At 64.9% G+C, this 12,878-nt stretch carries 11 protein-coding genes; 6 read left to right on the top strand and 5 right to left on the bottom strand.

From position 1 onward, the window contains the following. Positions 1–10: 10 nt before the first annotated feature. From DLM46_RS08035 to DLM46_RS08015, 5 genes are all read right to left on the bottom strand, one after another. Entirely contained in the window at positions 11–493 is a 483-nt protein-coding gene (locus DLM46_RS08035; RefSeq protein WP_115100225.1) for a YaiI/YqxD family protein, read from the bottom strand. Between the two features lie 441 nt (positions 494–934). After that, positions 935–1,195, bottom strand: coding sequence for a DUF4148 domain-containing protein (locus tag DLM46_RS08030; protein WP_115100224.1), 261 nt, complete (start codon positions 1,193–1,195; stop codon positions 935–937). A 129-nt stretch (positions 1,196–1,324) separates the two neighbouring features. Then, complete coding sequence (locus DLM46_RS08025) at positions 1,325–2,098, bottom strand: slipin family protein (RefSeq protein ID WP_115100223.1); 774 nt, start codon at positions 2,096–2,098, stop codon at positions 1,325–1,327. After that, on the bottom strand, positions 2,095–3,657 hold the full coding sequence (locus DLM46_RS08020; protein WP_115100222.1) for an NfeD family protein: 1,563 nt from the start codon (positions 3,655–3,657) through the stop codon (positions 2,095–2,097). Before DLM46_RS08020 ends, DLM46_RS08025 begins: the two co-directional genes overlap by 4 nt. An 82-nt stretch (positions 3,658–3,739) precedes the next feature. Continuing rightward, the gene (locus tag DLM46_RS08015) at positions 3,740–4,777 is read right to left on the bottom strand and encodes an AraC family transcriptional regulator (RefSeq protein WP_115100323.1); all 1,038 of its coding nucleotides are present in this window, start codon (positions 4,775–4,777) and stop codon (positions 3,740–3,742) included. 270 nt (positions 4,778–5,047) lie between these two features. Between DLM46_RS08015 and DLM46_RS08010 the strand changes: the two genes are divergently transcribed. The 6 genes from DLM46_RS08010 (at position 5,048) to DLM46_RS07985 (ending at position 12,782) form a co-directional block, all read left to right on the top strand. After that, positions 5,048–6,181: an acyl-CoA dehydrogenase gene (locus DLM46_RS08010; protein ID WP_115100221.1), complete on the top strand. Its 1,134-nt coding sequence runs from the start codon at positions 5,048–5,050 to the stop codon at positions 6,179–6,181. Between the two features lie 223 nt (positions 6,182–6,404). Next, the gene (locus tag DLM46_RS08005) at positions 6,405–8,096 is read left to right on the top strand and encodes an AMP-binding protein (RefSeq protein WP_115100220.1); all 1,692 of its coding nucleotides are present in this window, start codon (positions 6,405–6,407) and stop codon (positions 8,094–8,096) included. A 65-nt stretch (positions 8,097–8,161) separates the two neighbouring features. Next, positions 8,162–9,709, top strand: a complete 1,548-nt coding sequence (locus DLM46_RS08000; protein WP_115100219.1) for a CoA-acylating methylmalonate-semialdehyde dehydrogenase — start codon at positions 8,162–8,164, stop codon at positions 9,707–9,709. Between the two features lie 219 nt (positions 9,710–9,928). Further along, positions 9,929–10,834, top strand: a complete 906-nt coding sequence (gene mmsB / locus DLM46_RS07995; RefSeq protein ID WP_115100218.1) for a 3-hydroxyisobutyrate dehydrogenase — start codon at positions 9,929–9,931, stop codon at positions 10,832–10,834. Continuing rightward, the gene (locus DLM46_RS07990; RefSeq protein ID WP_115100217.1) at positions 10,831–11,649 is read left to right on the top strand and encodes an enoyl-CoA hydratase; all 819 of its coding nucleotides are present in this window, start codon (positions 10,831–10,833) and stop codon (positions 11,647–11,649) included. The genes mmsB and DLM46_RS07990 overlap by 4 nt, the downstream gene beginning before the upstream one ends. Beyond that, complete coding sequence (locus tag DLM46_RS07985; protein ID WP_115100216.1) at positions 11,646–12,782, top strand: enoyl-CoA hydratase/isomerase family protein; 1,137 nt, start codon at positions 11,646–11,648, stop codon at positions 12,780–12,782. Before DLM46_RS07990 ends, DLM46_RS07985 begins: the two co-directional genes overlap by 4 nt. Positions 12,783–12,878: the final 96 nt, after the last annotated feature.

Below are 12,878 nucleotides of genomic sequence, written 5' to 3'. Positions count from 1 at the left end.
GTATAGCGGATCAATCGCGGGTGGGCGGGGGCGGCGCATCGGTCTGCGGCTTTTGCCTCGCCAGCCAGCGATCCAGCTCGCCCGCGAAGCATTTGCTGTCACGCGGGCTGAACGCAGGCGGGCCGCCGGTATCGACGCCGCTGCTTCGCAACTGGTCGAGCATCGAGCGCATGCGCAGCCGTTCTTCGATCGTGCCCGGTGTGAACCAGTTGCCGCGCGGGTCGAGCGCCTGGGCGTGTTTGGCCAGCACGGCGGCGGCCAGCGGAATATCGGCGGTGATCACGAGGTCGCCGGCGGCGACGCGCTCGGCGATCAGATCGTCGGCGGCGTCGAAACCGGCCGGCACCTGGATCGCGCGGATCAGCGGCGACGGCGGCACACGCAAAAAGGAGTTGGCGACCAGCGTGAGTGTCATGCCCGTGCGACGCGCCGCGCGAAACAGCATCTCCTTGATCACGACCGGACAGGCGTCGGCGTCTACCCAGATTGGCATCGTTCGGATTCCGGCTGCGGGGTGAAAGGGGCGAGATGATACCTTGCCAGCGCGTCGGGCGGAGCGGCAAGTAAATTTACGATGTTCCGGCGCGACGCGGCCGGCTTTCAAACGAGCGGCAAAAGATGAAGCCGGATGGAGCGGTTGCGCGGCGTTAGGGCAGAAACGGATTCAAGTGGAGAGGCGGCGGGGAAGGCGGGAGAGAAAACAAGGGAAAACGGCAGGGAGGCGGCCAAGAAAGCGGCAACGGAACGGCAGGGAAAGCGGCAATCGAACGGCAGGCAAGCAGCAAGGAAAGCGGAAGTGGAACGGCAAGGAAAGCGGCAACGGAACGGCAACGAAAGCCGCAAAACGAAAACTCATCCGCGTGGCACGCAAGGCCGATGTCGCCCGCGGTCATTGCAATCGCGGGCGGCCCGGTATGCCGCGGTCAAGCCTCATTTACTGCGTCATGCTCCCACCTGCTCCCTGCGCCCGCCGCGCGGCGACGATGCGGCCCGCGCGTTGCGCGTTGTCCGGGTAGTTGATCCAGTCGAGCGGATCGTAGCCGGCGGCGCGCCATGCGGCCAGATCGGCTTTCACTTCGGCACGTGTTTTCGGCGCCGACGGATCGTAAGGCCGCGCCGAGGTCTGCGCGACCGCAGCGCTCATAAAAACGGCGGCGAGCAGCGCGCCGAGTCCAACTCGAGAAACGGTTTTCATGACTGGCTCCTGTGGAGCGGTTATCCAAGACCCCCGTATTCTAGTTTTCACCTGCCTTTCGAGTAAGGCGATGCAAGGCAATGGACTATTTCATCCAGCGATCCAAAGCGACCCAAAGCGACCCGCGGCTCACGACTGCGACGGCTTGCCGAGGCGATCCAGCACCGCAGTCAGCAGATCGACCGGCAGCGGAAACACGATGGTCGAGTTCTTGTCGGCGGCAATCGTCGTGAGGGTTTGCAGATAGCGCAACTGCATCGCCTGCGGCTGCTTCGAGAGGGTCTGCGCCGCTTCCAGCAAATGCTGCGAGGCCTGCAATTCGCCTTCCGCGTGAATCACCTTGGCGCGCCGTTCGCGCTCGGCCTCGGCCTGGCGCGCAATCGCGCGAATCATGGTTTCGTTGATGTCCACGTGCTTGATCTCGACGATCGACACCTTGATGCCCCATGCGTCGGTCTGGGCGTCGAGCACTTTCTGGATGTCGGCGTTCAGCTGCTCGCGCTCGGCCAGCAGTTCGTCGAGTTCGTGCTTGCCGAGCACCGCGCGCAGCGTGGTCTGCGACAACTGGCTGGTCGCTTCGAAGTAGCGCGCCACCTGGATCACCGCTTTCTCCGGATCGACGACGCGGAAATACACCACCGCGTTGACCTTCACCGAGACGTTGTCGCGCGTGATCACGTCTTGCGGCGGCACATCGAACACGACGGTGCGCAGATCCATCCGCACCACCTGTTGCACGATCGGGATGATCAGCACGAGCCCGGGCCCCTTGACCTTCCAGAAGCGCCCGAGCATGAAGACGACGCCGCGTTCGTATTCCCTGAAAATCCGTATCGCCGAAGCGATCAGGATGATCGCCAGCAGAATCAGAATGCTGCTGAAGCCGAATGTGAAACCGATCATGAGCGTTCTCCTTGTTGTATTGCTTCCGCGGGCTCCACGGTCAGCGTCAGTCCGTGCCGCGCGGTGACGCGCACCGCCCGACCCGCCGCGAGCGGTGCCGCGCTGGACACCCGCCAGCGTTCGCCGTGCACACGCGCCCAGCCGGCCACCGTGCCGCCGTCCGGCAGCAGGCCGCCGTCGAGCACAATGCCGAGACTGCCGACCATCGCTTCCGAGCCGGTCACCACGGGCCGGCGTCGCGCGCGCAACGCGACGCTCGACACCGCGAACACGAAGGCGACGCTGAACACCACGACGGCGGCGATCATCGGCAGCGGAATGCCGTAGCCGGGCACATCGGTATCGATCAGCATCATCGCGCCGATCACGAACGCCACCACGCCGCCGAAGCCCAGCGAGCCGAAGGTCGGCAAAAACGCTTCGGCGATCAGGAACGCGATGCCGAGAAAGATCAGGCTCAAGCCGACGTAGTTGATCGGCAGCATTTGCATCGCGAAGAGCCCGATCAGCAGACTGATCGCGCCGACCACGCCGGGCAGCACGAAGCCCGGGTTGGCGAATTCGAAGAACAGGCCGTACATGCCCAGCATCAGCAGAATCAGCGCGACGTTCGGGTCGGTGATGACCGCGAGGAAGTGGCTGCGCCAGTCGGCTTCGAGCGTGACGACCGGCGCGCCGGTGGTGCTGAGTTTGACGTTGCCGCGGATCGTGTTGATCGTGCGGCCGTCGACCTGGTGCAGCAGGTCGGGCACGTCGCGCGCAATCAGATCGACGACGTGCAGCGCGAGCGCATCGCTCGCCGACAGGCTGACGGCTTCGCGCACCGCGCGTTCGGCCCAGTCCGTATTGCGCCCGCGCATTTGCGCGAGGCCGCGGATGTAGGCGGCGGCGTCGTGGACCTGTTTGCGCAGTTCGGTCGATTGCGTGTCGAGCGGCAACGCGCCGCTTGCGGCGCTGGCTGGCGCGGCCGAGCTTGCCGCACTGGTCGAGGCCGGCGTCGCGGGCGCAGTTCGGGGTGTGCCGGGCATGCCGGGTGTCCCCGGTGCTCCGGCTGGCGGCTCCGCACCGCCGATGCCCAACTGCACGGGCGTCGCCGCGCCGAGATTGGTGCCCGGCGCCATGGCCGCGATGTGGCTGGCGTACACGATGTAGGTGCCGGCGCTCGCCGCCCGCGCGCCGCTCGGGCTGATGAAGGTCGCGACCGGCACCGGCGAGCCGAGAATGGCCTTGATGATCTGCCGCATCGACGTATCCAGCCCGCCTGGCGTGTCGAGTTGCAGCACGGCAAGCTGGGCGTGTTCGTCGGCTGCCCGCTGCAGGCCGCGCACGATGAAATCGGCGCTGGCCGGACCGATCGCGCCGTTCACCGGAATCACGACGATTTCATTGGGCGCTGCGGCGGCCTGAAGCGGCGGGTGGGCGACGGGGAGCGCGGCTGCAAACGCCAACAGTACGCCGAACGCGGTGATGCCGCGCACCAACCGGCCCACGATCGCGCCGCGGATAAGCGGACGATGTGGACCGGACTGCCGGAACGGGAGACGCTGATACGTGCTCATCGCTGACGGCCGTCACGCCGCGTCGACGGGTATCGACCGGCGCGGGCCGGAACCCCTAAAAGGCTGGCCTGCTTCTTACAGCTTAGTCCGATTCCGCGCGGCGCGTGAAGTCCGTGCGCGCCGGCCGGTAATCGGCCGGCCGCATGCCGGTCCACTTGCGAAACGCGCGATGAAACGCGCTCGGTTCGGCAAAACCGACCGCGGCGGCGATGTCGGCGATGGTGCGGCCGGTGCTCTGCAATTCGCCGATTGCGATGTCGCGCCGCAAGTCGTCCTTGATCGATTGATACGTGTAGCCCTCCTGTTTCAGACGCCGCCGCATCGTGGCCTCGGCGACGTTCAGGCGCTGCGCCATCTGATCGGCGGCGGGCCAGCCGGCCATCGGCAGCGCGCGCAGCAGCTTGCGTACACGCGCGGCGACCGAACCCGGATTGCGATACTTGACGATGAAACTGCCGGGCGCGTCGCGCAGGAACGGCTTCACCGACTTCGCCGTCTGGATAACCGGCAGTTCGAGAAACGCCGGCGCCAGGTCCACATAGGATTCGGGCTGATCGAACGTCATGTCGTCGCAGAACATCAGGCGGTATTCATGCGCGGCGGGCGGCGCCGCGCAGCGAAAGCGCGCTTCGAGCAGCGGAATGCGCCGCCCGACCAGCCAGCACAACAGGCCGTACACGACGATGAAGTAGGTCGCGTAGGCGAACATCCTGGGCGGCGGCGCACCTTCGCGTTCCGTGAATCTGAGCCGCACGCGTTGCGCGTTCGTCTCGATCCGCGCGCCCAGGTCGTCCAGCACCAGCCGCATGAAGCCGACCGTGCGCGCGAGCGCCTGCGCGCCGTTACGCGCGGTGAGCGCGGTCTGCGTCATCGCGATGAAGCTGCCGCTTTTCATCGGATGCGAGTCCTGGCCGAAGAATTCGTCGTCGAGTGCGCGGGCGATGCCGGCCCACAGCGCGCCGTATTGCGCCGACGACACCCGGCTCTTCGGCGACGCCAGCATCGGCGGCGCGATGCCGGCGGCTTCGGCGATCGGCAGCGCATCGAGACCGCGGGCGCGCGCCAGCGCCAGCGTCTCCTCGACCAGGCTGACGGAAATCGTGCCCTTATCGTTTCTCATGAGTGTCCGGCGTGTCTGGTCTGGCGTGTCTGGCGCATCCGGCATATCTGGCAATTGCGCTCAGTGTTTTCCCTGTGGCGAGTCGCCAGGCCGTTGAAGTGGCGTCCCGAATCGGGCTTGCATAGTACCAGTATGGCAAATGCGCTCAGCCAGAATGATCGGGCTGAGCATCGAACCTGTCCAGCCGCTTGCCTACACTTGCCTCAACCTTTTCGCGAGCCGGAGGCCACACCGGAGGCGCGAGCAGACGCAAAAGACAGGATCGAGCCCATGGACCATTTCTACTCCGACGAACAACGCATGATCCGCGACGCCGCGCGCGACTTCGCCTCCGAGCGCCTCGCACCGAACGCCGCGCAGTGGGACCGCGACGCGAAGCTGCCCGCGGAGGTCGTTGCGCAAATGGGCGAGCTCGGTTTTCTCGGCATGATCGTGCCGTCCGAATGGGGCGGCTCCTATACCGACTACGTGGCCTATGCACTCGCGCTCGAAGAGATCGCCGCCGGCTGCGCCGCGTGCGCGACGCTGATGAGCGTGCACAACTCGGTCGGATGCGGGCCGATTCTGAACTTCGGCACGGATGCGCAGAAAGACCGCTATCTGCACGATCTCGCCGCCGGCCGCCGCATCGGCGCGTTCTGCCTGACCGAGCCGCAAGCCGGCTCGGAGGCGAACAATCTGCGCACCCGCGCCGTGCTGCGCGACGGCAAGTGGATTCTCAACGGCAGCAAGCAGTTCGTGACCAACGGCGCGCGCGCCGACATTGCGATCGTGTTCGCCGTCACCGATCCGGAGCGCGGCAAGCGTGGCTTGTCGGCCTTTATCGTGCCGACCGATACACCGGGCTTCAAGGTCGGCAAGCCGGAACACAAGCTCGGCATTCGTGCGTCCGACACTTGCCCGATTTCGCTCGACGACTGCACCGTGCCCGAAGCCAATCTGCTCGGCGAGCCGGGCGAGGGCTTGCGCATCGCGCTGTCGAATCTCGAAGGCGGGCGCATCGGCATCGCCGCCCAGGCGGTCGGCATTGCGCGGGCCGCGTTCGACGCCGCGCGTCTCTATGCGAACGAACGCATCCAGTTCGGCAAGGCGCTGAAGGATCACCAGACCATCGCCAACATGCTCGCCGATATGGCAACGCGTTTGAACGCCGCGCGGCTGCTCGTGCATCACGCGGCGCGGCTGCGCACGGAAGGTAGGCCGTGCTTGTCGGAGGCGTCGCAGGCGAAGCTGTTCGCGTCGGAGCTGGCCGAGGAGATCTGCTCGAACGCGATCCAGATTCACGGCGGTTACGGCTATCTCGAGGATTATGCGGTGGAGCGCCATTACCGCGACGCTCGCATTACGCAGATTTACGAAGGAACCAGCGAAGTCCAGCGTATGGTGATCGCGCGCCACGTTTGAAGGAAAACACGGGCCGTTGAGCGCAGAATGGGTTGCCAGATAACGCAATAGCGGTGCGCACGCCGCGCCTAGCTTTGCATGGGACCAGAGTAGGTGCTAAAGCGCCAACTCCGGTCGACAGCTGCGGGCCTGGAGTAAGTGCTGAAGCACTAACTCCAGGCAGCCTCAGCATGGGACCGGAGTAGGCGCTAAAGCGCCAACTCCGGTCGACAAGGAGACGACGATGACTGCAGCGAAGAGCTTTTTCGACGCGCGTGACCTGTTGTTGCGCCATCGAACCGACTACGACCGTGCATACCGCGAATTCGCGTGGCCGGTACTGGACGAGTTCAACTGGGCGCTCGACTATTTCGACGTGGTCGCGCGAAACAACGACAATCCGGCGCTCTGGATCGTCGACGATCCGGCGAGCGAGGGTCTGCGGTTGTCCTATGCGCAGATGTCGGAGCGCTCGGCACGCATGGCGAACTTTCTGCGCGGTGTGGGCGTGGGGCGAGGCGACCGCCTGCTGCTGATGCTGCCGAACCGCGTCGAACTATGGGACGTGATGCTTGCGGCCATGAAGCTCGGCGCGATCGTGTTGCCCGCCACCACCCAGCTTTCCGCCGACGATGTGCGCGACCGTGTGCAGATCGGCGGCGCGAAATTCGTCGTGGTGGATAGCGCGGAGTTGGCCAAGTTCGACACGCTCGAAGTGCCGCTCACCCGTCTTTCAGTGGGCGCGCCGCGCGACGGCTGGATCGACCTGGCCGCCGCCTATGACGCATCGCCGCAATTCACGCCCGAAGGCGTCACGCGCGCCACCGATCCGCTGCTGCTGTACTTCACCTCGGGCACGACGTCCAAGCCGAAACTGGTCGAGCATACGCACCAGAGCTATCCGGTCGGTCATCTGTCGACGATGTACTGGATCGGCCTGCAACCGAACGACATCCATTGGAATATCAGCTCACCGGGCTGGGCCAAGCACGCGTGGAGCTGCTTTTTCGCGCCGTGGAATGCGCAGGCCTGCGTATTCGTGTTCAACTTCCCGCGCTTCGTGCCGAAAGATACGCTCAACGTGCTGGTGCGCTTCAACGTCACCACGCTCTGCGCGCCGCCGACCGTCTGGCGCATGCTGGTGCAGGAGCATCTCGCCGACTATCCGGTGAAGCTGCGCGAGATCGTCGGCGCGGGCGAGCCGTTGAATCCCGAGGTCATCGAGCGGGTGAAGCACGCGTGGGGCATCACGATCCGCGACGGTTTCGGCCAGACCGAAACCACCTGCCAGATCGGCAATTCGCCGGGCCAGCCGGTGGTGCCGGGTTCGATGGGGCGCCCGTTGCCGGGCTACAGGATCGAACTGATCGATGCCGACGATCAATCCGTGACCGAAGGCGAGATCGCGCTGCTTTTGACCGCACGACCGCTCGGCCTGATGACCGGCTACGCGAATAACGCCAATGCGACCGCGCAGGCGATGCGCAACGGTTTGTACCGCACGTCGGACGTCGCGCTGCGCCGCGACGACGGCTACTACGTCTACGTCGGCCGCGCCGACGACGTCTTCAAATCGTCCGATTACCGGCTGAGTCCGTTCGAACTCGAAAGCGTGCTGATCGAACACGAGGCAATCGGCGAAGCGGCCGTGGTGCCGAGTGCGGATGCGCTGCGTTTGTCAGTGCCCAAGGCGTTCGTGACCGTGCGGCAAGGCTACGAGGCCGGTCCGGAACTGGCGCGCGCCGTGTTCGCGTTTTCGCGCGAAAAACTCGCACCGTATAAGCGGATTCGCCGCCTGCAATTCAGCGAGCTGCCGAAAACCATCTCCGGAAAGATCCGCCGCGTCGAATTGCGGCGCCGCGAAATGGAACGCGAGGCCGAGCCCGCGCGTCTGCCGGGCGAGTACTGGGAAGAGGACTTCCCGGACCTGCGTTGATTGTTCCATTTCGAATTTTCAGTCACTGTCCGGCCGCCCCGCGGCCACTGCACAGGAGTTTCAACATGAGCGCAACTGCTTCGAACCACGCAGGGAATCAAGGCAATCAGAGCAATCAGACCGCGACCGTCAAACTGCTGATCAACGGCGAGTTCGTCGAATCGACGACCCGCGAGTGGCGCGACATCGTGAATCCGGCCACGCAAGAGGTGCTGGCCCGCGTGCCGTTCGCCACCGCGGATGAAGTCAACGAAGCAATCCGCTGCGCGCACGCTGCGTTCAGCACCTGGAAAGACACGCCGATCGGTGCGCGCATGCGCATCATGCTGAAGTACCAGGCGCTGATTCGCGAGCACATGCCACGCATCGCGAAGACCTTGAGCGCGGAGCAGGGCAAGACGATTCCCGATGCCGAAGGCGATATCTTCCGCGGTCTCGAAGTGGTCGAGCATGCCTGTTCGATCGGCTCGTTGCAGCAAGGGGAATTCGCGGAGAACGTGGCGGGTGGTGTAGATACCTACACGCTGCGCCAACCGATCGGCGTGTGCGCCGGCATCACGCCGTTCAATTTCCCGGCGATGATTCCGCTGTGGATGTTCCCGATGGCGATCGTGTGCGGCAATACCTTCGTGCTGAAACCGTCCGAACAGGATCCGTTGTCGACGATGCAGCTGGTCGAACTGGCGCTCGAAGCCGGCGTTCCGAAGGGCGTGCTGAATGTCGTGCACGGCGGCAAGGACGTCGTCGACGCGCTCTGCACGCATGAACTCGTGAAAGCGATTTCGTTCGTCGGTTCGACGGCGGTCGGCACGCATGTCTATCGCCTCGGCAGCGAACACGGCAAGCGCGTGCAGTCGATGATGGGCGCGAAGAATCATGCCGTCGTTTTGCCCGATGCGAACCGCGAGCAGACCTTGAACGCGCTGGCCGGGGCGGGCTTCGGCGCGGCGGGGCAGCGCTGCATGGCGACTTCGGTGGTGGTGCTGGTCGGCGCGGCCCAGCAATGGTTGCCCGATCTGGTCGCGAAGGCGAAGACGCTGAAGGTGAACGCCGGCAACGAACCGAATACGGACATCGGCCCGGTGGTTTCACGCGCGGCGAAGCAACGCATTCTCGGCCTGATCGACGCCGGCGTGAAGGAGGGGGCCACGCTCGCGCTCGACGGCCGCGGCGTGAAGGTGCCGGGCTACGAGCAAGGCAACTTCATCGGCCCGACGATTTTCAGCGGCGTTACCCGCGAGATGGAAATCTACCGCACCGAAATCTTCGGGCCGGTGCTGCTGATTCTGAACGCCGCCACGCTCGACGATGCGATCGAACTCGTCAACCGCAATCCGTTCGGCAACGGCGTCGGCCTGTTCACGCAGAGCGGCGCGGCGGCGCGCAAATTCCAGAGCGAGATCGACATCGGCCAGGTGGGCATCAACATTCCGATTCCTGTGCCCGTGCCGTTCTTCAGCTTTACCGGCTCGCGCGGCTCGAAGCTCGGCGACCTTGGGCCGTATGGCAAGCAGGTCGTGCAGTTCTATACGCAGACGAAGACCGTCACCGCCCGCTGGTTCGACGACGACACCGTCAACGACGGCGTCAACACGACCATCAGCCTGCGCTAATACGGAGGTCTAATGCTTTGCATGGGATGGGAGTAGCGCGCTGAAGCGCCAACTCCCATCGAGCTTTGCATGAGATGGGAGTAAGCGCTGAAGCGCTAACCCCCATCGAGCTTTGCATGGGATGGGAGTAAGTGCTGAAGCACTAACTCCCATCGAGCTTTGCATGGGATGGGAGTAAGTGCTGAAGCACTAACTCCCATCGACACAGGAGACGACACCATGAAAATAGGCTTTATCGGACTCGGCAATATGGGCGCGCCGATGGCGCTCAACCTGCTCAAGGCGGGCCACGCGGTCAACGTGTTCGACCTCAACGCGCAGGCTGTGCAGGCACTCGTCGAGGCGGGCGCCAAGGCGGCGGGTTCGCCGAAAGCGGCGGCGAGCGACGTCGAATGCGTGATCACGATGCTGCCCGCCGCCGCCCACGTGCGCAGCGTGCTGACGGCGGACGACGGCGTATTCGCCGGCATTGCCAAAGGCGTGACCATCATCGATTCGAGCACGATCGACCCGGCGAGCGTCAAGGCATTCGCCGAACTGGCCGCGCAACACGGCAACACGTTTGTCGATGCGCCCGTGTCGGGCGGCACCGGCGGCGCGGCGGCGGGCACGCTGACATTCATGGTCGGCGGCAGCGCGAGCGCGTATGAACAGGTCAAGCCGGTGCTGTCGGCGATGGGCGAGAACATCGTGCATTGCGGCGCTACCGGAACCGGGCAGGTCGCGAAGATCTGCAACAACCTCGTGCTCGGCATCACGATGGCGGGGGTGGCCGAGGCCATGTCGCTCGGCGAGGCGCTCGGCATCGACACGAAGGTGCTCGGCGGCATCATCAATACCTCGACCGGACGCTGCTGGAGTTCGGACACGTATAACCCGATGCCCGGCGTGATCGACACCGCGCCGTCGACGCGCGGCTACACCGGCGGCTTCGGCACCGATCTGATGCTCAAGGACCTCGGCCTCGCCACCGACGCCGCGAAATTCGCGCGTCAGCCGGTGTATCTCGGCGCACTGGCGCAGCAGCTCTATCAGACGATGAGCAGCAAAGGCGCGGGACGGCTGGACTTTTCGGCGGTGATCAAGCTTTACCGTAACGACGGCAAGAACGGAGATGCGCAATGATCGAACTCGACTACGCGCACGAAGGCGCCGTCGCCCTGCTGACGCTCAAGCGGCCACCGGCCAATGCATTCACGCCGGACGGTCTGCTGCTGTTGCAACGAACCGTCGAGCGCCTGAACGGCGAGGCGCGCGTGCGTGCCATCGTGATTACCGGCGACGGCCCGAAGTTCTTCAGCGCGGGCGCCGACCTGAACACGTTCGCCGACGGCAATCGCGAAGTCGCGCGCAGCGTGGCGATGCGTTTCGGCAGCGCGTTCGAAGCCTTGCAGAATGCGCGGCCGGTGGTGATCGCGGCGATCAACGGCTATGCGATGGGCGGCGGTCTCGAATGCGCGCTGGCCTGCGATATCCGGATTGCCGAACAGCACGCGCTGCTCGCCTTGCCCGAAACGGCGGTCGGCTTGCTGCCATGCGGATGCGGCACGCAGACGCTGCCGTGGCTGGTCGGCGAGGGCTGGGCCAAACGCATGATTCTGACGGGCGAGCGTGTCGATGCGGCGACTGCGTTGCGCATCGGTCTGGTCGAAGAAGTGGTGGACAAGGGCGCCTCGCGCGAGGCCGCACTGACGATGGCGGCGCGCGTCGCGACGCTGAGCCCGCAGGCGGTCGGCTTCAGCAAGACGCTGATTCATCAGGCGCGCGACGGCGTGCCGCGCTCGGCGGCGCTGGCCGTGGAGCGCGAACGTTTCGTCGATCTGTTCGACGGCGTGGATCAGCGCGAAGGCGTCAACGCGTTCCTCGAGAAGCGCGCACCGCGCTGGCAGCTTTCGCAGGTTATGCAGGCTGAACACATGGAGCAGGAGACGCATCGATGAGCGCGGCACAGAGCGTGGCAGCGCAGGCGAGCGCGGAGGCGGAGCGGGAGATTCTGTTTCGCGTCGTCAACCGTGTGGCGATCATCACGCTGAACCGGCCGGCGGCGCTTAATGCGTTGTCGCACGCGATGGTGCGCGAGCTTGCCGTGCTGGTCGAACATTGCCGCACTGATGACGGTATTGTCGCGCTCGTGCTGAAAGGCGCGGGCGCCAAGGGTTTTTGTGCCGGTGGCGACGTGCGCGAGGTGCACCGGCTGGCGAACGGCGGCGACAGCCGGTGGCTGGCATTTTTCGTCGATGAATACCGGCTCGATTACGCGCTGCATACCTTTCCGAAGCCGGTAGTCGCTTTGCTCGACGGCATTACGATGGGAGGCGGCATGGGCCTCGGCCAGGCGGCGCGGCTGCGGGTCGTCACAGAGCGCAGCCGGCTTGCGATGCCGGAGACGCGCATTGGTTTTTTGCCCGATGTCGGAGCGACGCGGTTTTTGAGCGTGATGCCGGCGGAGGTCGAGTTGTATGTCGGCCTGACGGGTGTGACGCTTTCCGGGGCTGATGCATTGCGGCTGCAACTGGCTGATTTATGCGTGCCGGCCGAGTGGCTTGCTACGTTCGAGGAGCGCTTGCAGCGCATGTCGCATGCGGGGGATTTGCTGGCGGCGTTGCGAGGCGTGTTCGAGCCGCCGTGCAACATTATTCCGCATGCTGGCTTGGGTCCTTTTACGCAGTTGATTTTGCGGCATTTCGATCGACGCTCGAGTGTCGAGCGGATGGTCGCGACGTTGCGGCATGATCTGGAGCGCGAGCCGCCGCGGGAGGTGCGGCAGTGGCTACAGGCCACTTATGACGCAATGGTGGGGCATTCGCCCACGATGTTGTGTGTCACGCGTGAGGCTTTATTGCGTGGGCGGCAGATGACGCTGGCTGAGTGCTTCCGGATGGAGCTGGGCATTGTCAGGCGGGTGATCGAGGAAGGGGATTTCTGTGAGGGCGTCAGGGCACAGTTGATCGATAAGGACCGGCGCGCAAGGTGGGCGCCGGCTTCGCTGGCGGAAGTCCGCGCAGAAAGAGTCCGGTGGTTTCTGGCTTCGCCGTGGAAAAAGGAGGGGCATCCTCTGGTTTCGCTGGCGTGATAGTTTTGCCTTTGGCGGTGGGGTTTAAGTCATGCCGTGGTCATCTTCGCGTCGCCGACTACCTGTCAGGTCCGGTCCAGGCTAACACACCATAGA

It is taken from the genome of Paraburkholderia lacunae (assembly GCF_003353175.1).
In the GTDB taxonomy this organism is placed as follows: Bacteria; Pseudomonadota; Gammaproteobacteria; order Burkholderiales; family Burkholderiaceae; genus Paraburkholderia; species Paraburkholderia lacunae.
This window is presented reverse-complemented; position numbering and strand designations above follow the sequence as displayed.

What these genes read in the sequence shown, in the direction of transcription:
- DLM46_RS08035 (WP_115100225.1), bottom strand. Translation starts at nt 493, where the DNA reads ATGCCAATCTGGGTAGACGCCGACGCCTGTCCGGTCGTGATCAAGGAG.
- DLM46_RS08030 (WP_115100224.1), bottom strand. Translation starts at nt 1,195, where the DNA reads ATGAAAACCGTTTCTCGAGTTGGACTCGGCGCGCTGCTCGCCGCCGTT.
- DLM46_RS08025 (WP_115100223.1), bottom strand. Translation starts at nt 2,098, where the DNA reads ATGATCGGTTTCACATTCGGCTTCAGCAGCATTCTGATTCTGCTGGCG.
- DLM46_RS08020 (WP_115100222.1), bottom strand. Translation starts at nt 3,657, where the DNA reads ATGAGCACGTATCAGCGTCTCCCGTTCCGGCAGTCCGGTCCACATCGT.
- DLM46_RS08015 (WP_115100323.1), bottom strand. Translation starts at nt 4,777, where the DNA reads ATGAGAAACGATAAGGGCACGATTTCCGTCAGCCTGGTCGAGGAGACG.
- DLM46_RS08010 (WP_115100221.1), top strand. Translation starts at nt 5,048, where the DNA reads ATGGACCATTTCTACTCCGACGAACAACGCATGATCCGCGACGCCGCG.
- DLM46_RS08005 (WP_115100220.1), top strand. Translation starts at nt 6,405, where the DNA reads ATGACTGCAGCGAAGAGCTTTTTCGACGCGCGTGACCTGTTGTTGCGC.
- DLM46_RS08000 (WP_115100219.1), top strand. Translation starts at nt 8,162, where the DNA reads ATGAGCGCAACTGCTTCGAACCACGCAGGGAATCAAGGCAATCAGAGC.
- mmsB (WP_115100218.1), top strand. Translation starts at nt 9,929, where the DNA reads ATGAAAATAGGCTTTATCGGACTCGGCAATATGGGCGCGCCGATGGCG.
- DLM46_RS07990 (WP_115100217.1), top strand. Translation starts at nt 10,831, where the DNA reads ATGATCGAACTCGACTACGCGCACGAAGGCGCCGTCGCCCTGCTGACG.
- DLM46_RS07985 (WP_115100216.1), top strand. Translation starts at nt 11,646, where the DNA reads ATGAGCGCGGCACAGAGCGTGGCAGCGCAGGCGAGCGCGGAGGCGGAG.